Below are 20,222 nucleotides of genomic sequence, written 5' to 3'. Positions count from 1 at the left end.
TATGGCAAGTAACGCATTAGGATTATAGTTTTCGATCGAGTACTCAACGATAAGGATCGTTTCATGCTTTCAGACACCGCCGCACCCGCAGAGGAGCTTCAGGACAAACTCGCAGCACTCGAGCAGCTGCTTTTGGCATACGGACGCGTCGCCATCGGCTTTTCCGGTGGTGTCGACAGCAGCTTTTTGGCCGCGGTCTGCGCCCGCATCATGCCTACCAATACCCTCCTCGTCCATCTCACCACGCCGCTCATCGGCACGCCCGAACAGACTTCGTTTGAGCAGTCCGTTGATGGACAGGCCAATGAGGGGCCGCATTTTAAGCTCCCCGTGCTCAATCTTTCGGTGGATCAGCTGCAGCTCCCCCAAGTAGCCTGCAACGATGCTAATCGCTGCTACCACTGCAAGCACGCCGGCTTTACCGCCATCGTCAACCACGCCAAGTCGCTCGGCTTTCCCACCGTCATCGATGGCAGCAATGCAAGCGATCGCGGTGACTACCGCCCCGGCATGCGTGCGGCAGAAGAGCTCGGCGTACGCTCCCCTCTCATGGAGGTCGGCTTTACCAAGGACGAAGAGCGCGAGCTGCTGCGTGCATGGGGCTACCCCGTTTGGAACCTGCCGGCGGGAGCCTGTCTTGCCACGCGCGTTCCCACGGGCGAGAAGCTTACGCGCGAGAAGGTCGATTTAATCCGCGCCTGCGAGGATTACCTGCACGATCTTGACTTGGCTCAGGTCCGCGCACGCTTGGTCGGCGGCTGCATGCATATCGAGGCCGCACCCGCAGATGTCGCCAAGATTGCCACCCTCGGCGGTGCCGCCGTCGACGACAAGGGCAAGACCCCGCTGCCCGCCGCCATCGAGTCCGCGCTGCGCGAGCTGGGCTGCGACCATATCTCCCCCGAGGTCACCCCCTACATTCACGGCAACATGAATCTTTAGGTTGCGCCGTTTTACAAACGGCGCAACTGCTCGGCGCTGCGCGGGCTCCGGGCACGGCAATCTGACGTTCAACTTCGCGGGCGCGACCAAAAGGTCAGCGCCCGCTTGTTTCACGTCACCTTACCGCACCCGAAGCCCGCTCGCTCGCATATGCCCAACCTGCACTGCGTTAACTGACCTGCCAATAAGGGACAGGTTTATTTTGGCAGGTTTTATCTGGGGAAATATCGCGAGGCAGTCGCTCCTCTAGCACCCATCTAACTTCGAGAGGCACTAGAGAGGCGACCCGGCTGCATCTACTTCTTCCGATATCGGCGGTTACGACTCGTCGATGAACCCATTACTTCGATGAGCCCTTTATCCGCCATTTTTGGCAGATGGTAACGGACAGACGAAATTCTGACCCCCGATGCAACCGCTATTTCTCGCGCCGTCATATCCACTTCGGCGCTGAGAGCCTCCAGGATCCTATCCGCCGTCGAAGCTGACGGTTCTCTGTTCCTATCGATAATTTCGAACGTGTCTTTGCCGCATTTTGACAGGGCATGTTTATCTACAAGGTCCCCGCAGATCAGACGAATGTCATCCGAATCCCACTTCAGGGCCTCTCGTATTTTTTGAACATCGCATACGCACCCATGCTCCCGCATAAACATGAGCAATGTTTCTTCGCGATCCGTCAGCTCGGCGCCCACATGGCTCTGAATCCACGTGCGGTTTTCAGCAAGCTCCGCCCCGTGCCGGGAAAGCAGCACCGTAAACGAATCGGCCTTAACGATAAATTTCGGCCTGCCAAGCGAACGAGACTCCATCTCGCGAATCATAGCCGGGATACCAGATCCCTGGCTTTCCGCAACGGCCCCCTCGGCATGCTCTAACGGCGTCGCCCCCATTAGGCTCATGAGCTTTGGGTTTCGGCAGCGCGATTCCCCGTCTGCAAGATTGTCCACCGTCTTTCCGCCCCAAAGCCCGCCAGGGTTTTTGATCTCTATTCTGTCTGGATAGATATCGACACTCACGGCCTGCCCCACAAACATGGGCGAATATTCTCGATGGATGCAGGCATTTGCCAAGGCCTCGCGCAAAACCTCCTGGGGAACTTCCCAATCCTCCCTTCTGCCAGCGCCTTGCACTATCGTCGCTTTGCGCAAGTTTCGTCCAATCGCGGCAAGGGCATCTTCGATGCAAGCCGGAATCGGGCCATCGCACAACTGGCGGTCAATAAACCGGGGTTGCCCGGGTGCAGATTTTTCCACATCGGAATGAACGGCGACATCGATCATCAGTTTGGGATAGAACTGCTGGGGGTAAATTCCCGCCGACAGAAGCCCCGCGAGCTTCACGGCACCATCCTTTGTAGTGATATTGAGTCTGACCAGCTGCTTTTCCAGCGTATCGGCCCCGCGCAAAACGCGCGGGGTCTGCAGCCGGCGATTTGCGATAATAGACCGCACGACATCTGGATCCAAATCCTCGACCGTTGCCTCCGAAACCACCGTGCCGTCTGCATCGCTCGGAAGCAACGCACTCTGCAGCTCATATAGCTCAGCGGGTGACATCTTGATATCTTTATCATCCACGCGCTTGTAGCTACCGTTCTGCACGCCGCGCGCGCCGATATAGCAAGGCTTCGCTTTAAGCTCAAGTTCAAAGATGCGCACCAGAAGCACCTGGAGCCCGTCGACCTCGCCTCGATCAAGCTCGTACCGCGGCGCATGGGCCACCACTGCCGCTGAGCCTCCGTCTCCGATACCCGAAACAAACTGATCGCGCACCCTATCGATAGCAAAGTTAGCCGAAGGAACAAATCCTTCGGCTTCGTTCAGGCCCAAAATAATGAGCCCACCCGCAGTGTTCGCAAAAGCGCTCACTGTCTCCCATACGTCTGCGCTCAATTTATTCGTGCAGGCTTTAACTTCTACCGATGCGTCATCAGTCCCCCGCCTGCGAAGGCGCTCAACGATAAGGCCAAGAGGTTCATCCAGCAGCATCGGAATTCCGTCTCTCTAAAACGATAGATTTATCTCTCTAAAGTATAGTATATCTCTCTAACTTTAGAGAGATAGGCATCTTATTTTAGAGAGAAATTTAGAGAGATGCATCAAATTCACTGCTAGATTTCCTAATGTTATCTCTTTAACTGACCTTCTCGTTAGAGAGACATTTAGAGAGACGAGCGCAATCTCTCTAATCAAGGGCTCCACTCTTTAAGGTGCACACTTCCTAACCGTACCCTATGTTGCGGTGAAATAACTCACGATTAGCCTGCCAAAAAGGGACAGGTTTATTTTGGTAGGTTTTATCTGTGGAAACTCCGAATAGCCCCACATGCATAACCGCTGCAGCTCCATATGAGGCAAATGAACCAGCAGCGTTTGCCCCAAAATCTTGAGTATTTGTTCGACAGAACGGCCCCTGGCGGCTCCTGCTAGACTGGTAGATTCCCAACCGTCCATCCAGGAGCCTCAATGTCGCGCAAGTCCACCTACAAGCAAGTACTTTCCATCGGCACCGCCGTGGTGCTCGGGTTTGCGCTGTTTACGGGATCGCTCGACGGAGCGCCCAAGTTGCTGTCGCCGCAAAGCGATGAGCAGGCAGTAGCTCTGGCCGAGAAACAAAACGAAAGTCCCAGCCGCACCGACAACGAGGCAGACCTGGTCGCTCGGCTCGAATCGGGAACAGCGAGCTCCTCGGACTCTCAAAATAGCCAAGACGCTGGCGATGACTCCGACTCCGCCGTAAACGGCACCGGTGACGACGCTTCCGCGGACAGCGCCGTCACACCCATCGACGAGGTCGAAAACCCCGATCTCGACCGCGCCCGTGGCGTATATCTCAGCAGCATTCCTGACTACGCCGGCAACCCCTACGTTGCCCTTCGCGCCGACAGCACGCACCCGCTCGGCACACCATCATTCACACTCGATGAATACGAGCGCGCTACAGAAGAGGGTTGCTTTAAGAAGTTCTCCAAACTCGACAGCCTGGGCCGCACCCGCAAAGCGCTCGCCTGCGTGGGCCCCGAATCACTCGGTCAAGGCGAGCGCGGCGATATCTCGCGTATCCATCCCGCTGGATGGCGCCAGCAGCGCTACGACTTTATTCCGGGCCAGAGCCTCTACAACCGCTGCCACCTCATCGCCTGGTCGCTTTGCGGCGAAAACGCCAACCGCAAGAATCTCCTCACCGGCACGCGTTATCTCAACGAAACAGGCATGCTTCCGTTTGAGGAGCAGATTCTCGGCTATATCCGCGATACGGGCAACCATGTGCTCTACCGCGTCACGCCCATGTATAACGAAGAGGAACTTGTCTGCCGCGGTGTTCGCCTTGAGGCGCAATCGGTCGAGGACCACGGTAAGACCCTCTGCTTCCACGTGTACTGTTACAACCTGCAGCCGCACGTGCAGATCGACTACGCCACCGGCCGCAACCAGACCTCGGGAGACTAGGGCCGACCAAGCTGCCCCAAAACCTAACATGATCCGTTTTCCTCCGTCCCCAAGGGATCAAAAAGGGCCGCCCCGGTTACCCAGGGCGGCCCTTGCATCGGCATGCATGTTGCAGGCAAAACCACGCGTTACTTGGCGCGGCCCTCCTCATAGCGCTCGACCAGCTTGGCCTGAACGTCATAAGGCACCTGCTCGTAGCCAGCGGGCTTCATGGTAAAGTCACCCGTGCCGCGCGTGATAGAGCGCAGGCGCGTCGAATAATCCGTCAGCTCTGCCAGCGGCGCCTGGGCAATGACCACGGTGTCGCCGCGCTCATCGGTCTCCATGCCCGTCACGCGACCGCGCGATGCCGAGATGTCGCCCATCACAGCGCCGGCGTAGCTCTCGGGAATAGTCACCGTGATTTCCTCGATGGGCTCCAGCACCACCGGATCGGCATCGGCGCACGCCTTGCGCAGACCGATGCGAGCCGCCGCGCGAAACGCCATCTCGTTGGAGTCGACGCTGTGATACGAGCCGTCGTACACAGCCACGCGAATGCCCGTGAGCGGGTAGCCGGCAATGATGCCGTCCTTCATGGTCTCTTGAACGCCCTTGTCCACGGCGGGGATCAGCGAGCGCGGAATGCGGCCGCCCACGACCTCGTCTACAAACTCATAGCCGTCGCTCGTGCCGTCGGGCCCAATAAGCGGCTCCACGCGCAGCCAGCAGTCGCCGTACTGACCGGCACCGCCGGTCTGCTTCTTATGGCGGCCCTGGGCACTTGCCGTACGGCGAATGGTCTCGCGATACGGAATGCGGATCGGCACGCTCTTGGCCACGACCTTGGTGCGATCCTCCAAACGGTTGAGTAGCACCGAAACCTGCGCCTCACCAACGGCGGAGATAATGGTCTGGCCCGTCTCCTCGTCACGATCGATGCTCATGGTCGGATCGGCCTTGCAGGCCTTCTCGATAAACGTGTAGAGCTTCTCTTCGTCGCCGCGATTCTCGGCCTCGATGGCGATGCGGTACTGCGAGTTGGGGAACTTAAACGCCGCAGCCTCGACCTTGCCGGTAATCGAGAGCGTATCGCCCGTCTCGGCCGCCAGCTTGGGTGCCACGATAATGTCGCCGGCATAGGCGTGACCGACCTCGGTCATGTCGCGGCCGCACATCACATACAGGTGAGCCAGACGGTCGCCCTTGCGCGTGCGCGCGTTGACCAGCTCAAGGCCCGGCTCAAGCGTACCCGTCAGCACCTTAATAAAGCTGATGCGACCCTGCTGCGGATCGGCCAGGGTCTTAAACACAAACGCCACCGGACGATCATCGTCGCTTGAAATCTTGAGCGAATCGCCGTCGATAAGCGGCATCTCGCCGTAGTCGGTCGGCGCCGGGAAGTATGTGGCGATGTCGTCCATCAGCGAGTTGACGCCCTGCTCCTTAATGCAATCGCCCGCAAAGACCGGCACAAAGATGCGCTCGGCAATCGCCTTCGACAGCAGGCCTTCAAGCTCCTCCTGCGTCAGCGTCTCCTCGCCTTCCAAGTACTTCATCATCAGTTCATCGTCAGCCTCGGCCACCAGCTCGCACAGATGGTCATGGGCTTCCTCGGCCTGGGCACGATACTCCTCGGGAATCTCCGACTCAACGGCTTCGGTGCCGTTGCAATGGCGCGCCTTCATGCGCACCAGGTCGATGATGCCGTCAAAGTCCTCGCCCTCGCCCCAGGGAAGGGTCACGGCGCCCAGGCGCGTGCCAAAGCGCTCTTGCAGCAGGTCCATCGTGGTCGCAAAGCTGGCCTCGGAGCGCGACAGGCGGTTTACGAACACCGCACGCGCCAGGCGCAGGTCCTCGGCGGCATACCAGAGCTTAACCGTCGTAGGCTGCGGGCCGGCCTCGGCGTCGACCACAAACAGAGCCGTCTCGCAGACACTCATCGCGGCAAAGGCGTCGCCGATAAAATCGGGGTAGCACGGGGCATCGAGCACATTGATGCGCGCGCCCTTCCAGTCGATAGGCGCAATGGTCGTCGAGATGGAAAATGCACGCTTGACCTCTTCGGGGTCATAGTCGAGCGTGGGCTTGGTGCCGTCGTGGCCGCCCAGGCGGGCGGTCTTGCCGGAAAGGTGGAGCATGGCCTCGGCGAGTGAAGTCTTGCCCACCCCGCCTTGGCCTACGAGCACCACGTTCCTTACGTTACCGGTCTTGGGAGCACCCATGATGACCTCCTTGCAGGGCCGCGCGCAATGCGCGACGCCAACGGGGAGAGTTCGCGGTCGGTGCCGTCCCGGGAGCAGCATGGTCGGCAGCCGAGCCGACTCACCCTCCAAATGTCCTATGCCACCACCCTACCCTCACGGGCGGCTGTCCATGCATACCTTTCGGCGCACGTATGAATACAGGCGGCGAGAGGAAGAGACAAGCTTGTGAGGCGATTATTGAACCCCGTCGATGCAAACAAAAAGCCGCCACAGACCGTAAGACCTGCGGCGGCTTCGCCTCAATTAATAGTTGAGTAAATACCTGAGCCTATCCCTCGATACGGCTCAAGAACTCACGGGTGCGCTGCTCGCGCGGGTGATTGATAACCTGCTCGGCCGGACCCTCCTCGACAATGCGGCCGCCGTCCATAAAGACCACGCGATCGGCAACATCGCGCGCAAACTGCATTGCGTGGGTCACGATCACCATCGTCATATTCTGCGCCGCAAGGTCTTTAATGACACGCAGCACCTCGGCCGTCAGCTCGGGATCGAGCGCCGAGGTCGGCTCGTCAAAGAACAGGATCTCCGGGTCGAGCGCCAAGGCGCGGGCGATACTCACACGCTGTTGCTGGCCGCCCGAAAGCTCACATGGCACCTTGTTCTCGTTGCCCGTAAGCCCCATCTGCGCGATCAACTCGCGCGCACGAGCTTCCGCCTGTTCGCGCGGGCGCTTAAGCACGCGGATCGGCGCGTCGATGATGTTTTTCATCACGGTATAGTGCGGGAACAGGTTGTAATTTTGGAACACCAGGCCGAATCGCGAGCGTGCCCGCTTGGGCACATCGCCCTTCGCATAGACCGCGCCCGAACCCGCATCCGTCGCAACGGCAAGGTCACCAAACGAGAGCGAGCCTCCGTCGAGTGTCTCGAGTAGCGTGGCACACCGCAGCAGCGTGGACTTGCCGCCACCCGAAGGCCCGATAATCGCCACGACCTCGCCACGCTTGACCTCGAGCGAGATATCCCTGAGCACCTCATTGCCGCCAAACGCCTTGCGCGCGCTTTCGATTTTCATCACTGAGTTAGTCATGGTAATAGTCCAGCTTCTTTTCGGCGGCGCCCAGCAGCATCTCGACCACAAAGTTAAAGACCCAGTAAATCAGCGCCGCGATCGCAAACGGCACCATGCTCACCTGCGAGGCGACCAGCGCCTTGGCCGTCGAGAACATCTCACCCACGCCAATGGCAAACGCCAGCGACGTGTCCTTGACCAGCGTGATGATCTCGTTGCCCATCGCAGGCAGAATACGCTTGGCGACCTGCGGCATCACGATATACAGAAACGTCTGCATGCGCGAATAGCCCAGCACCTCAGCAGCCTCGTATTGACCGCGCGGAATGGACTGCAGGCCCGAGCGATAGATCTCGGCAAAGTAACCGGCGTAGTTGATGATGAACGCCACGACGCACGCCGTCCACTTGGAATCGGGCGTGAGCGAAATGCCAAACACGTAGTACGGGGCAAAGTAGATGGCAAACATCTGCAGCATGAGCGGCGTACCGCGCATGATCGAAATGTAGATGCGCGCAATCCAGCGAAGCGGCGCGATTTTGCTCATGCGCATAAACGCCACGGGGATTCCCAGCGGAATCGACCCCAACAGCGTCAGCACAAACAACTGCAAACTGACCAAGAAACCCTGGCCAAGCATCTGCATCATGACCTGAATAGACATTACTTGAGCACCCAATTATCGAAAGATAGACCATAGCTTGAATACTTGTCGCAGAGATCCTTAACCGTACCGTCATCGTAGAGTGCCTTGAGCGACTCGGCTACAGCATCGGCCGACTTGGTGTCGCCCTTCTTAAAGCCGACGGCGTAGTGCTCGCTGGACAGCGGCTCATCAAGCTGCGTATAGGCATCGGGCTTTGCGGCAAGCTGATACTGGGCAATCGAAAGGTCGCAAGCCACAGCATCGACCGCGCCGCTCTCGAGCTGCATAAAGGCCGTGTTGTACTCGCCGATCGTGTCGAGCGTGGCAAACGTCGCCGCCAGATCCTTCTGGTCACCCTCGAGCACATCCTGCGCAGCGGAATCGGTCTGGGTAATCACGGTCTTACCGGCAAGATCGTCCCAGCTCTTGATGCCCGCATCCTTCTTTACCACCAGCACCTGCTCGTTGAGCATGTACGGTTCGGAGAACGTGTAATCCTCCTCGCGACCCTCCATGGTAAAGCCGTTCCAGATGCAGTTGATGGCACCCGAGTTGAGCAGTGTATCCTTGGCATCCCAGTCGATGGCCTCGTATTTGACCTCCCAGCCCTGCTTATCGGCAACAGCCTTGGCCAAATCGAGATCAAAGCCGGTGTACTCGCCATCGTCGCCCACAAAGCCGTACGGAGGATAGGACTTATCAAAGCCCACCACGAGCTTCTTGGACTCCGCAGCGCCCTTCACATCCTTGGCCGCGGCAGAGCCAGCAGCGGAGCCCTTGCCGGCACCACCGCCGCAACCGACAAGACCAAGGCCAAGCACCGTGGCGAGCGAGCCGGCTAGACCAACAAACTGACGACGAGACATATCGGTATTCATGGTATTCCCCCTTGGTGGCACTTTAGTTAAGTAAAGTGAGTCGTGTAACGTTCAGAATCATACACTTTACCTTGATAGAGTACAAGGGATAGGTTGCCCGCCGGGTGCCGGGGCAGGGGTTAAGTTTGCTGCTCTACAGTCCTGCTCACGACGGAGGCCACATTAAGTGGCCTCCTGTTCGTGCGGAACTCGCGACAAACTTAACCCCTGCCCCGGCACCCGGCGGGCAAACGTCGTTGGGCTTATCACTGACATGAAATGGGCGCTTGTATATCGTCCGCTAGCTTGGCACGGTACAATGCTTTCAGATTTCAATTTGTAAATTAGTGGAGTTAATTCATGGCAGAATCTCGTGCGGAGCGTAAGGCTCGTCGTGCTTTGGTCGAGGCGGCTGAGGGGTCGAAGGAGGAGAAATCTTCTACGAAATCCAAGTCTTCTAAAGCTGCAAAAAGCAAATCGACCAAGAGCAGGGCTAAGACCAAGCGTTCTGACTCTCGTCGAGGCGGAGACAAAGCGTCTCAGACTCGCTCCAAGCGCTCGCATAAAGATCGGGTTTCGTCTGCACGTAAGGCTGTGGACCCCAAGTCTCCTTGTTCCATCATGAAAGCTTGCGGTGGGTGTACGGCGCTCAATCGTCCTTATAAGAAGCAGCTCGCCGCCAAGCAGGCCGCCATGGAGGAGCTTTTTGCTGCTCTTTGCGAGCGCGAGGGTATTAGCGTCGACCCCATTCGCGGTATGGGAGTCACCCTGGGCGACCCGGGCAAATATCCTGCGCCGCGCGGTTTTCGCCATAAGGCCGCCACTCCCTTTGCTCCCGGTAAGGAGGGTGCTGTCCGTTGCGGTTTCTTTGAGCGCGGCACGCACAAGATCGTTGCCGTACCCGAGTGTCCTGTCGAGGCACCGGGTGCCCGTCAGATTCTCAACGGCATCGCACGCGAAGCTGAGCGGCTGCATATTCCCGCCTTTAATGAGGACAAGCATCTTGGTTTGCTTCGCTATGCCGTCGTCCGCTGCGGCTGGCGTACCGACCAGGTCATGGTCACGCTCGTGACCGCTCAGCGCGACTTGCCGCATGCGCAGGAGTTCTTTGAGGCTGTCGCCGCACTCGATCCGCGCATCGTCACCGTCGCCCAAAACATCAACGGACGTCCCGGCAACGCCATCCTCGGCGAGGAAACCCGCATTGTATATGGCGCCGAGTGCATGCGCGACCAGCTGCTCGGCTGCGAATTCGACATCTCCCCCACCGCGTTTTATCAGACCAACCCGCAACAGACCGAGGTGCTCTATCAGCTCGCTATCGACGGCATGGATTTGCACCAGGGCGATGTGCTCATGGATGCCTACTGTGGCAGCGGTACCATCGGTCTTTGCGCAGCTAAAGATGCCCAGAACAAGGGTATCGGCATTATGCTGCTCGGCGTGGAGCGCAACCCGGCGGGCATTGCCGACGCACGCCGCAATGCCGAGCTCAACGGCCTCACCCGCAGCGCTTGGTTTATGGCCGACGACGCCACCGATTACATCCTGGATGCCGCCGATAACAACGAGCGGGTCGATGTCCTTTCCATCGATCCGCCGCGCGCCGGCTCCACGCCCGAGTTCCTCGAAGCTGCCTGCGCGCTTAAGCCGCGCCGCATCACCTATATCAGCTGCAACCCCGTAACTCAAGAGCGCGACCTGCATCAGCTCCTCGACGGAGGCTATTGCCTGCTCAAGATCACGCCCGTCGACATGTTCCCTCACACCGACCACACCGAAACCGTAGCGGTCCTCGAACGCCGCTAACCAACCTCAGTAGATTTTTGGGACAAGAAAGGGGGCGACCCGCCTGGGCCGCCCCCTTCGCTTGGTTTATAAACTCCGCTACATCCCATTGCGCAGATCGCACACGCCGGCTGCCGCCATCTCGCGCAGCAGCGTCTCGCGGTCGCGCGTCACGATCAAATCCAGCGGGAAGTGAATCTCGTCGAGCATCTTGCGCGCGTGATCGAGCTTGCCAATGGCCATGCCAATGTGGGCATCGGTCGACACGCCAATGCCCACGCCCAGCTCGGCGCAGCGCTCGGCAATCTTGCGGCATACGGCCCAATGCTCAGTGTCGACACCGTGTTCAAGACTATGGTTGTTGATCTCGATAATCTTGTGTTTGGCCTTAGCTGCCAACAGCACCTCGTCGATATCGAACGGCACACCCGAACGCCCCGTGTGACCCAGCATGAACACCTTGGGGTGCTCCAGGGCATTGATATACATCTCGGTCGTCTGGGCCAGCGTCGCGCCCTCAGCAATCTGCGGATTATGCACGCTTGCAACCAAATAATCCAAATTACGCGTAACCAAATCGAACAGCGAATGCTGACGGCTGTACGAATCGCCGGCAATATCGAGCGTGACAGGAGTGTCCTCGCCAAACAGGCTTCCGTCCAGCGAAACGATATCGGCCTCGGCACCACGCAGCACCAGCACGCCGCTCCAAATGCGCGGCCAGATATCCTGGTTGATAAAGAACTGGTAACTGCGCAGGTCATTGGGGCAAGCCGTAACCATAGAGCTCAAATGGTCGGCAGATCCGAGCACCTGCAGACCACGCTCTGCCGCCCAGTACACATTCTCCTCAATGGTCGAATATGCATGCGCAGAGAACATCGTATGGGTATGAATGTCACAAGAAAGCAGGTAGGGCATCAGGTCTCCTTATCTGGCACGGCCGTCGCTTATATTCATTGTACGCATAGCCTTCGATAGTCGTAAAACCACTCCATCCCAAAGACACAACGTCCATGACAACGGGGTCCGGCTTAACACCAAACCCCGTTTCACGTAAAACATTGTAGGCAGAGCGCTTTACTTTTAACGATACTCGTCCGCCAACTGTTTCCAAGCGGGTAGCGAATTGACAATCGTTTCGTAGCTCACGCAATAGCCCAGGCGGAACCAACCCGGCATACCAAAGCTGTCCGAGGGAACCGCAAGCAACTCATACTTCTTTGCGCGCTCGCAAAACGCATTCGCATCGGGCTCCAACGCTTTCACCCATAGGTAGAACGCGCCATCCGGCTCAACATAGGTGTAGCCGTACTCCGCTAGTGCGTCGGTAAGCGCGGTGCGGTTGCGGGCATAGGCCTCAACGTCACTCGGCTCATCGATGCAGTCGATAATTACGCGCTGAAAGAGCGCCGGCGCGCACACGAAACCCAGCGTACGGGCGGCACCGGCAACGGCGGGCATTAGACGATTTGCCTGAGGATTCGTATTGGGAACAAGGATCCATCCCACGCGCTCGCCCGGCAGCGAAAGCGACTTGGAATACGAGTAGCACACGATGGTGTGCTCGTAGATCGAGGGCACCCAAGGCACCTCGGCACCGTACACGATCTCGCGGTACGGCTCATCCGAGATGAGCATAATCGGATTCTCGGGATCGCGCTGAGCGTTGGCCTCGCGCAGAACATTGGCCAGTCGCGTCAGCGTGTTGCGTGTATATACGGCACCAGTCGGATTGTTGGGTGAGTCGATGATGACGGCAGTCGTCTTATCGGTAATCGCCTTGAGCACGTTGTCCACGCTCAGCTGGAACGTATCTTCATCGGCGAGCGCCTCAACACACGTACAGCCGGCCTTCTCAATCCAAACGCGATACTCCGGAAAGTACGGGGCGATAACAATAACCTCGTCGCCCGGATTCGTAACGGCGTTGAGCGCGCAGGTGAGCGAAGCCGCGGCACCCACCGTCATAAAGACGTCTTTGCCCTCATAGCTCGTGCCAAAGCGGCGGTTGAGCGATTCGGCCACAGCGGCACGACATTGCGGCAGGCCCGGTGCGGGCGTGTAGCCGTGCAGCTGGTCGCTCGGCAGCTCCAGGGCCTTCTTAATGGACTCCGCCACAGCAGCGGGTGCCGGAACGCTCGGATTGCCCAGCGAAAAATCGAATACGTTTTCCGCACCGATCTGCGCCTTGCGCTCAAGGCCATAGCTAAAAATCTCACGGATGATGGAGCTTTCCGCACCGCGAGCATACATAGTTTCGTTGATCATCTGTTCCCCTTTCGCATAGGCGCTATTGTACGCTTTAGCCGAGCAAAGTGCCGCAGCAATGTTGATTGGGGACAGACTTAAATGCGTGAAAACGCTCATTTAAGTCTGTCCCCAATCAACAGACGGCCTCATATCGGCCAAAAGGAAAAGCCTCCGCAGGTTTCCCGCGGAGGCTTTTGTTACAAGGACTATTTGTCGGCGTCGGTGTCGGCACCGGCATTGACGGCATGGTCATCGCCAGCATCATCGGACGCGGCCTCGGCATCCTCCTGCATGGCCGCCTGCGCAAAGGCCGCGGCATCAGCCGCCAGCTCCTCCTCGCTCATACGAGGCGTGCGCTTCTTGGTCGGCAAGCCAGCCGCCTTGGCATTGCGCTCCTCCTTGGCCGCCAGGATATCGCCCTCGCGCTCAAGGTAGGCGTCCCACTCGTTATCGAGCAGGGCATTCACGGCGTCGCCTTCGACGGTCTCGCGCTCAAGCAGCACCTTCGCCATCAGATCGAGCTGATCGCGACGGGCGTCCAGGATCTCGACCGCACGACGATGGGCCTCACGCATGATGCGCTGAACCTCGATATCGATGCGGCGCGCCGTCTCCTCGGAGTAATCCTGATGATCGGCGTAATCGCGACCGAGGAACACCTGATGTTGCGCCTCGCCAAACACTTGCGTGCCCAGCTCCTCGCTCATGCCCAGGCGCGTGACCATCTCGCGCGCCATCTTGGTCGCACGCTCCAGGTCGTTGCTCGCGCCCGACGTGATGTCATCGCACATGAGCTCCTCGGCAACGCGACCGCCCAAGAACACGGCAAGCTCGTCGAGCATCTCGTTCTTGGTCTTGAGGAAGTGGTCCTCCTGCGGAAGCTGCAGCGTGTAGCCCAGCGCCTGGCCACGGCTGACGATCGAGATCTTGTGAACCGGATCGGAATGCTCCAAGATGTGGCCCACCAGGGCGTGACCGCTCTCGTGGTAGGCAATCGTGGTGCGCTCGGCCTCGGTCATCACGCGACCCTTGCGCTGCGGTCCGGCAATCACGCGCTCCATCGATTCCTCGACCTCGTCCATCGAGATCACGGAACGATGGCGGCGGGCAGCCAACAGCGCAGACTCGTTGAGCAGATTTGCCAGATCGGCACCAGTGAAGCCAACGGTCATCTGGGCGAGCTTCTCAAACTTAACGTCCTCGTCCATCGGCTTGTTCTCGGCATGCACGCGCAAGATCTGCTCGCGGCCCTTCACATCCGGACGGTCGACCGTAACCTGACGGTCAAAACGACCGGGACGCAGCAGCGCCGGATCCAGAATGTCGGGGCGGTTGGTGGCGGCGATCAGGATGACCGACTCGCTTTCCTCAAAGCCGTCCATCTCGACCAGCAGCTGGTTGAGCGTCTGCTCGCGCTCGTCGTGACCGCCGCCCAAGCCAGCTCCGCGCTGACGTCCCACGGCATCGATCTCATCGATGAAGATGATCGACGGGGCCTGGGACTTGGCCTCCTTAAAGAGGTCACGCACACGGCTGGCGCCGACACCTACGAACATCTCGACAAAGTCGGAACCCGAGATGCTAAAGAACGGCACGCCCGCCTCGCCGGCAACGGCCTTGGCCAGCAGCGTTTTACCGGTGCCCGGAGGGCCAACCAGCAACACGCCACGCGGGATCTTGGCGCCCAGCTTGCGATAGCGATCCGGATCGCTCAAAAAGTCACGGATCTCCTCGAGCTCCTCGACTGCCTCGTCCACTCCGGCAACGTCTTCAAACTTGACCTTGGGGCGCGTGGCCTCGTTGGTCTTGGCATTGGTCTTGCCAAACTGCATGTTCCTGTTGTTGGCGCCCATCATCTGGCGCATAAAGTAGAACATGATGGCGATCAGGGCGATCGTCGGAAGCACGCTCATCGCCAGGTCGCCCCAAAAATCGGGATCATTGGTGTTGACGATGTACTTGGTATCGGGGTGCTCCGCCATAAGCTCGGCAAGCGAATCGGAGCCGACATAGGTCGAGGAGAAGCTCTTGAGCTCGCTCGTATCGCCCTTGTCCTTCTTCGTCTTCCAGTAATGACCCGTCACGCTTCCGTCTTGAACCGTATAGGTCAGATCTTCGACGCGATCCTGCTTGATGGCGTTGACCATCTCGCTCGTCGCGAGCTTTACGGTATTGCTGGAATTGGCAAAGCCGGAGCCCATGTTAAAGAAGGCGTAGCCCAGAAGCGCGCAAGCCAAAATAAAATACAGCCAGCCCGTACGCGTGGGCTTCTTGCCTCCGGGCATCCCCGGGATCTTAGGCTCCCGGGGAGTCTGGGAATTGTTATCGTTACGGTCGTCGGGCATCTTACGAATAAACCTCCGGTTTCAAAATGCCCAGATACGGAAGGTTACGATAGCGCTCGGCATAGTCGAGGCCGTAGCCCACCACAAAGGCATCGGGGCAATGGGTTCCAACATACTTGGGCGTGATGGCCGAGGTACGGTCCTCAACGTCCTTCCACAGGAAGGCGGCGACCTCCAGAGAAGCGGGCTTGCGGCTCTCGAGGTTCTTCATCAGATACTTGAGCGTCAGGCCCGAGTCCAGAATGTCCTCGACGATCAGCACGTCGCGACCGCGGATGTCGATATCCAGGTCCTTAATGATACGCACGATACCCGAGGACTTCACACCGTCGCCATAGCTCGAAACAGCCATGAAATCGATGTTGGTCGGCAGCTCGATCTTGCGCATCAGGTCGCCCATAAAGACCACGGCGCCGCGCAGGACCGCAATCAGCACCAGATCCTTACCCGCGTAGTCGCGAGTAATCTGCTCGCCCAGGCGAGAGACGATACCGTCGATATCCTCCTGCGTAAACAGAACCTTCTCGATATCCGGATGTTGAGAAGCCATGACAACCCTTTCTTGTGCTTATCGCCCATACACCGCCGTATGGACGCGAACTTCACATTCTAGCAGCGCACGGGGTATATTTTCCAGCCCGTACGCCATCAGCGCGGGAATACCGTCAACGTCGCACAGAATAGCTGGCGTGGGACGCTATTCCGCATCGACCACACGAAGCAGATACGCCACGCGCGTTGCGGCCGTGCATTTAAAACGTTCGTCCGTGCGAACGCCTGCGACCCATACCACGGCACCTCCCGGAGCCGTTCTCACCACGGGAACGCCTGCGCGCTCAGAAACGGGAATACGAGCCTCGTTGAGTAGGTCGGATACCTTCTTACTTCGCCCACTCATGCCCAACGGACACATCACATCCCCCGGCACGGGACCGTCTACCCACAGACGCGCCAAACGCGCCTCGGCGGGAATCTCCCCGCGCGAGCCGGCGAGCATCCGTTCGCTATCGCGATCGGCAAAGCCCAGCGTCGCGGCATCCACCATAGCGACCACCCCTCCGGCACCCGCAAGTTCGCGGGCACGGCGCACAATATCACACCCCGGCTCCACAGCCATCGGCTCTGCCACCAGGATGCGGCCCGCCCCCAGCGGCAATCGACCGGGAATGGTGACCCAATCGGCAACTAACCCCTCGCGCGCCGCCGGGGCCTTGAATGACAGCATGCCAAACTCCACGCGCGCATCGATTCCCGCCGGCAGCGTGACCGAACCCGAGCCCTCGGCGACACAGGCGAGCACGCGCTCCACATGCCGCATCTCCGGGCGAGCGTCGGGGCCGATACGCTTAATTGCCAGTCGCACCATGCGCCGGGCAATCACCACCTCGGCCGCGGCCAGTCGGCGGGCGTCAAGGACCAATGCACCCGCCGCCTCCTTACGTAGGCAGCTTCGAAACGCCTGTGCGGAAAGCTGGGAAAGAAAGGCGTCCTCATCGCCTAAGATCTCGCAGGCGGCGCCAATTGTCTTGCAGACGCTCGCGTTGCGCTGCGCCACCACCGGCATTACTCGATGGCGTACGTAGTTACGCAAGTACGACACGTCCTCGTTGCTCTCGTCCTCTCGCCACGGCTGACTATGCACCTGCAGATAGCCCACGAGCTCATCATGGGTCAGGTCGAGCAAGGGGCGCACCACGATATTCCTCCGGCGAGGAATGCTCGATAGACCAGCGGGCCCCGAACCCTTAATCGCGTTCATCAAAAACGTTTCCGCGCGATCCGAAGACGTGTGCGCGGTGCAGATACGAGCCGCCGTTCGCGGTGCCCCTGTCTGGGCGCAGAGCTCGCGAACATACCTCCGCGCCGCGGCATAGCGCACCTCGCGGGCAGCCGCTTCGATATTGCCCGATTCATCATCAAAATAGGCATGCTCAACACATAGCGGCAAGCCATATTGTGCGCATAGACCGCGCACAAAGGCCTCGTCGCCATCGGATGCCTCGCCGCGCAGATGATGGTTCACATGCAGCACGTGCAGTCGCTCGCGCGCAATGGGGGCTACACCACGCCCATCCAGAATATCCAACTTTGATGTGCACGCCATAAGGAGCAAAGCCGTCGAGTCCGCACCACCTGATACCATGAGCACCACGGGGGCAGCCGTCTGCCGCGTTGCCAGGGCTTTATCATCGGCCCACGACGCAGCATGATGTCCATAATGCTGAGATACCGTTGGCATTTGCTTCCTCCTCTATTCGTTCGCACCCATTGTATCCTTTGGAATCTTATGTCTCGTCTGCACCTTCATATCCTTGGCAGCGGCTCAAAAGGCAACTGCGCGCTCATCGAAGGCCCCCGGGGGCTCCTCATGATTGACGACGGTCTTTCTCGCCGCGAGACATTAAAGCGCATGGCAGAACTGGGGCTCTCGGCAGAGAACGTCTCGGCTCTTCTCATTACTCATGAGCATAGCGATCACATCAAGGGTCTCGATGTCTGGTGCAAGCACTGGCACGGCCCCCTCTTTGCCAGCAGGGGCACACTTTCGAGCAAAGAAAATCTTTCGCATCTGCCTGTCGAGGAATTCGATCCCGGTGACACCCTATCCATTGCCGGCATCCACGTGCAAACCTACTCAACATCACACGATGTCATCAATCCAGTCGGCTATCGATTCGACGCCCTCGATGATTCCATCGGCTTTGCCACCGACACCGGAGAGCTATCGAGCCAAGCCATGAACACCCTCAAAGACTGTCGAGTCCTCGCGCTCGAAAGCAACCACGACGTGAACATGCTGCACGAGGGAGAATATCCCCGCTTTCTTCAGGAGCGCATCCTGTCTGCAAGGGGACACCTCTCCAACGGCCAAGCCGCCGAAGCCGCGCGCGAACTTGTTACCGATCGCACCGAACAGCTCATTGCCATGCATATCAGCCAAGATAACAATCGTCCGAGCCTGACCGTCAAAAGCTATGCCAAAGCTCTAGCCGCAACCCTGGACGACGAGCTCGGCAGCTCCGCCACCCTTCTCCAAGGATCGCGAAAACTCTCGATACGCCCCGCAAGCCAGTATCGGCCAGCAACCATTCAATAGACTGTCCTAAACAGCAAAAGGGGCCGGGAATCGCTTCCCAGCCCCTTTTGCTGTCTTTTAATAGCGAAGAACACCAACGAAGTTATTCGATGGAGATCTTCGTAACGTTCTTCTTCTCGACGATCTTGGGAACCGTAACGGTCAGGATGCCGTCAGCGTACTTAGCCGAGAGGCCCTCGCTCGAAGCGTCCTTAAGATACACGCCACGCGTCGCGCTGTACGAGCTGAACTCCTTCTGCAGGAAGTTCTTGCCCTCGTTCTCCTCGTCTTCCTCGACATTCACGCTAATGGACAGACGGCCCTCGTTAAGCTCGACATCGATATCGTCCTTGGCGACGCCGGTCAGATAAGCCTTGACCTCATAGCCATCGCCCTTATCCTCAACGTCAACGGGGAACGCCTTAGAGGCAATCGAGCTGTTCGCTAGGTCGCTCATATCATCAAACAGATCGAACAGCGAGCTTGCAGAGGGACGAACGCCAAAAACCGAACGATAAGGAACCATGCTTGCCATGTTTACCACTCCTTTATAGGACTGCCGAGTCATCTTCCAGGTGACTGGGACTTCTTTTGACGCTCTTATATATGCCCACCCAGTGCTCATATATACATCGACTATAAAGTTTTTTGAGTCCAGTACTATAAGCATATCTAAGTGCGTATGACTCAGGTTTTAGGAAGGTTAAGGTTCTTTGAACCGGAGCTTAAATACCGAGTATGTCCCCAGCTACAAATAACAAGGGGCTTACAATGAGCGCGTACACGTTGTTGGTAACGAGCTAAAGGGCATCATGGACGACCAAAACCAGAACAATATGTTTATGCCGACGCAGGGGGAAGATACTTCCACGCAGCCGCCACGGTTCCATCGCCCCCACATCTCGCAAGAGCCCATTAATGATCCGGAGCCCGAGTATGTGACGAGAAATCGATATCAAACGCTCGAGGATGCCCAAACGGGACGTAAACATATGGGCGTCGCCTCGGGAGACCCCGTATATCTGAAAGACGCACCATTATCTAAAAACAGCGCAGCTAGTGATGAGCCGATGAAAGCATCCACCACTCATCAACAAAGAGGTCCTCGACCAAAGCAAACCTTGACGAATTCGGCTCGCTATCTCGAAACGCCAAAACAGGGAAAATCAATCTTCGTTTCGTCAAGTAAACGACGCAAGCAGCATCGACTGACAATCCTGCTTTTGATCATTGTGGCCATAGCAGTTGCCCTTGTTATTCGATTTATCTTCTTTAAATATTACACTTCCGCAGAAGTGCATTTCCCTCGCCGCAGACAGCCCGGTGCACCTTTGTGAGAGCTTTCTGTGCGGCGAATCCTCATCGCCCACAGGCGATATGAGCAGGGATTCCAAAGGGGCGCAGCACCCTTGGCACACGACTTTGGTACAAAGTCTAGTGTGTTACACCTTTCCAGAGATGTACACGTTCCTGAAATGCAAAAAGCCCCATACCCAACACCTTGACGGTGCGGCCATGGGACTTGATGCTTCCTCGGCCTAGCCGGGTACTCGTAACCAATCCTGACAGGCAGTTGCCGTGTCATTTCTCGAAAACTGTTTT

General features: G+C 58.2%; 16 protein-coding genes. 5 read left to right on the top strand and 11 right to left on the bottom strand.

Annotated features, from left to right (window positions below; translation table 11 throughout):
• The first annotated feature begins 63 nt into the window (after positions 1-63).
• Positions 64-942 carry a hypothetical protein gene (locus tag ACKUTP_RS02390; protein ID WP_409063472.1) on the top strand — a complete coding sequence of 293 codons (879 nt, stop codon included), beginning with the start codon at positions 64-66 and terminating at the stop codon, positions 940-942.
• 296 nt (positions 943-1,238) lie between these two features.
• Here ACKUTP_RS02390 and ACKUTP_RS02385 read toward each other — a convergent pair whose 3' ends face one another.
• Positions 1,239-2,933 (bottom strand): ATP-binding protein, encoded by a 1,695-nt coding sequence (locus ACKUTP_RS02385; RefSeq protein WP_409063471.1) that lies wholly within the window; start codon positions 2,931-2,933, stop codon positions 1,239-1,241.
• Positions 2,934-3,410: 477 nt separating this feature from the next.
• On the opposite strand from ACKUTP_RS02385, the gene ACKUTP_RS02380 reads away from it, so the two are divergent.
• The gene (locus ACKUTP_RS02380; RefSeq protein WP_409063470.1) at positions 3,411-4,394 is read left to right on the top strand and encodes a DNA/RNA non-specific endonuclease; all 984 of its coding nucleotides are present in this window, start codon (positions 3,411-3,413) and stop codon (positions 4,392-4,394) included.
• 128 nt (positions 4,395-4,522) lie between these two features.
• Here ACKUTP_RS02380 and ACKUTP_RS02375 read toward each other — a convergent pair whose 3' ends face one another.
• From ACKUTP_RS02375 to ACKUTP_RS02360, 4 genes are all read right to left on the bottom strand, one after another.
• Entirely contained in the window at positions 4,523-6,598 is a 2,076-nt protein-coding gene (locus tag ACKUTP_RS02375; protein ID WP_022093945.1) for a translation factor GTPase family protein, read from the bottom strand.
• A 310-nt stretch (positions 6,599-6,908) separates the two neighbouring features.
• Entirely contained in the window at positions 6,909-7,673 is a 765-nt protein-coding gene (locus ACKUTP_RS02370) for an amino acid ABC transporter ATP-binding protein (RefSeq protein WP_409063469.1), read from the bottom strand.
• Complete coding sequence (locus ACKUTP_RS02365; protein ID WP_409063468.1) at positions 7,666-8,319, bottom strand: amino acid ABC transporter permease; 654 nt, start codon at positions 8,317-8,319, stop codon at positions 7,666-7,668. Before ACKUTP_RS02365 ends, ACKUTP_RS02370 begins: the two co-directional genes overlap by 8 nt.
• Complete coding sequence (locus ACKUTP_RS02360) at positions 8,319-9,179, bottom strand: transporter substrate-binding domain-containing protein (protein ID WP_409063467.1); 861 nt, start codon at positions 9,177-9,179, stop codon at positions 8,319-8,321. Before ACKUTP_RS02360 ends, ACKUTP_RS02365 begins: the two co-directional genes overlap by 1 nt.
• Before the next feature lie 339 nt (positions 9,180-9,518).
• Here ACKUTP_RS02360 and rlmD point away from each other — a divergent pair, with 339 nt between their 5' ends.
• A complete protein-coding gene (gene rlmD, locus ACKUTP_RS02355; protein WP_409063466.1) occupies positions 9,519-10,967 on the top strand; it encodes a 23S rRNA (uracil(1939)-C(5))-methyltransferase RlmD in 1,449 nt (482 codons plus the stop codon).
• A gap of 78 nt (positions 10,968-11,045) precedes the next feature.
• Here the strand turns inward: rlmD and ACKUTP_RS02350 are convergent, their stop codons facing one another.
• The 5 genes from ACKUTP_RS02350 to tilS form a co-directional block, all read right to left on the bottom strand.
• Positions 11,046-11,867 (bottom strand): phosphatase, encoded by an 822-nt coding sequence (locus tag ACKUTP_RS02350; protein ID WP_349117146.1) that lies wholly within the window; start codon positions 11,865-11,867, stop codon positions 11,046-11,048.
• Positions 11,868-12,032: 165 nt separating this feature from the next.
• On the bottom strand, positions 12,033-13,217 hold the full coding sequence (locus ACKUTP_RS02345) for a pyridoxal phosphate-dependent aminotransferase (protein WP_409063465.1): 1,185 nt from the start codon (positions 13,215-13,217) through the stop codon (positions 12,033-12,035).
• A 188-nt stretch (positions 13,218-13,405) separates the two neighbouring features.
• Entirely contained in the window at positions 13,406-15,484 is a 2,079-nt protein-coding gene (ftsH, locus tag ACKUTP_RS02340) for an ATP-dependent zinc metalloprotease FtsH (RefSeq protein ID WP_409063464.1), read from the bottom strand.
• Between the two features lie 61 nt (positions 15,485-15,545).
• Positions 15,546-16,094, bottom strand: a complete 549-nt coding sequence (hpt, locus tag ACKUTP_RS02335) for a hypoxanthine phosphoribosyltransferase (protein ID WP_117774133.1) — start codon at positions 16,092-16,094, stop codon at positions 15,546-15,548.
• Between the two features lie 147 nt (positions 16,095-16,241).
• On the bottom strand, positions 16,242-17,783 hold the full coding sequence (gene tilS, locus ACKUTP_RS02330; protein ID WP_409063463.1) for a tRNA lysidine(34) synthetase TilS: 1,542 nt from the start codon (positions 17,781-17,783) through the stop codon (positions 16,242-16,244).
• Positions 17,784-17,831: 48 nt separating this feature from the next.
• On the opposite strand from tilS, the gene ACKUTP_RS02325 reads away from it, so the two are divergent.
• The gene (locus ACKUTP_RS02325) at positions 17,832-18,641 is read left to right on the top strand and encodes an MBL fold metallo-hydrolase (RefSeq protein WP_409063462.1); all 810 of its coding nucleotides are present in this window, start codon (positions 17,832-17,834) and stop codon (positions 18,639-18,641) included.
• Positions 18,642-18,723: 82 nt separating this feature from the next.
• On the opposite strand, the gene ACKUTP_RS02320 is transcribed toward ACKUTP_RS02325, so the two are convergent.
• Positions 18,724-19,155 (bottom strand): Hsp20/alpha crystallin family protein, encoded by a 432-nt coding sequence (locus ACKUTP_RS02320; protein ID WP_055310182.1) that lies wholly within the window; start codon positions 19,153-19,155, stop codon positions 18,724-18,726.
• Positions 19,156-19,432: 277 nt separating this feature from the next.
• On the opposite strand from ACKUTP_RS02320, the gene ACKUTP_RS02315 reads away from it, so the two are divergent.
• Positions 19,433-19,957 carry a hypothetical protein gene (locus ACKUTP_RS02315; RefSeq protein WP_409063461.1) on the top strand — a complete coding sequence of 175 codons (525 nt, stop codon included), beginning with the start codon at positions 19,433-19,435 and terminating at the stop codon, positions 19,955-19,957.
• The last annotated feature ends 265 nt before the right edge of the window (positions 19,958-20,222 follow it).

Origin of the sequence: Collinsella sp. wc0529, from assembly GCF_046116875.1 — a bacterium.
Classification (GTDB): domain Bacteria; phylum Actinomycetota; class Coriobacteriia; order Coriobacteriales; family Coriobacteriaceae; genus Collinsella.
This window is presented reverse-complemented; position numbering and strand designations above follow the sequence as displayed.

Bases quoted from the DNA above. Each gene is read 5' to 3' on its own strand.
- ACKUTP_RS02390 (WP_409063472.1), top strand. From the start codon at position 64: ATGCTTTCAGACACCGCCGCACCCGCAGAGGAGCTTCAGGACAAACTC.
- ACKUTP_RS02385 (WP_409063471.1), bottom strand. From the start codon at position 2,933: ATGCTGCTGGATGAACCTCTTGGCCTTATCGTTGAGCGCCTTCGCAGG.
- ACKUTP_RS02380 (WP_409063470.1), top strand. From the start codon at position 3,411: ATGTCGCGCAAGTCCACCTACAAGCAAGTACTTTCCATCGGCACCGCC.
- ACKUTP_RS02375 (WP_022093945.1), bottom strand. From the start codon at position 6,598: ATGGGTGCTCCCAAGACCGGTAACGTAAGGAACGTGGTGCTCGTAGGC.
- ACKUTP_RS02370 (WP_409063469.1), bottom strand. From the start codon at position 7,673: ATGACTAACTCAGTGATGAAAATCGAAAGCGCGCGCAAGGCGTTTGGC.
- ACKUTP_RS02365 (WP_409063468.1), bottom strand. From the start codon at position 8,319: ATGTCTATTCAGGTCATGATGCAGATGCTTGGCCAGGGTTTCTTGGTC.
- ACKUTP_RS02360 (WP_409063467.1), bottom strand. From the start codon at position 9,179: ATGAATACCGATATGTCTCGTCGTCAGTTTGTTGGTCTAGCCGGCTCG.
- rlmD (WP_409063466.1), top strand. From the start codon at position 9,519: ATGGCAGAATCTCGTGCGGAGCGTAAGGCTCGTCGTGCTTTGGTCGAG.
- ACKUTP_RS02350 (WP_349117146.1), bottom strand. From the start codon at position 11,867: ATGCCCTACCTGCTTTCTTGTGACATTCATACCCATACGATGTTCTCT.
- ACKUTP_RS02345 (WP_409063465.1), bottom strand. From the start codon at position 13,217: ATGATCAACGAAACTATGTATGCTCGCGGTGCGGAAAGCTCCATCATC.
- ftsH (WP_409063464.1), bottom strand. From the start codon at position 15,484: ATGCCCGGAGGCAAGAAGCCCACGCGTACGGGCTGGCTGTATTTTATT.
- hpt (WP_117774133.1), bottom strand. From the start codon at position 16,094: ATGGCTTCTCAACATCCGGATATCGAGAAGGTTCTGTTTACGCAGGAG.
- tilS (WP_409063463.1), bottom strand. From the start codon at position 17,783: ATGCCAACGGTATCTCAGCATTATGGACATCATGCTGCGTCGTGGGCC.
- ACKUTP_RS02325 (WP_409063462.1), top strand. From the start codon at position 17,832: ATGTCTCGTCTGCACCTTCATATCCTTGGCAGCGGCTCAAAAGGCAAC.
- ACKUTP_RS02320 (WP_055310182.1), bottom strand. From the start codon at position 19,155: ATGGCAAGCATGGTTCCTTATCGTTCGGTTTTTGGCGTTCGTCCCTCT.
- ACKUTP_RS02315 (WP_409063461.1), top strand. From the start codon at position 19,433: ATGGACGACCAAAACCAGAACAATATGTTTATGCCGACGCAGGGGGAA.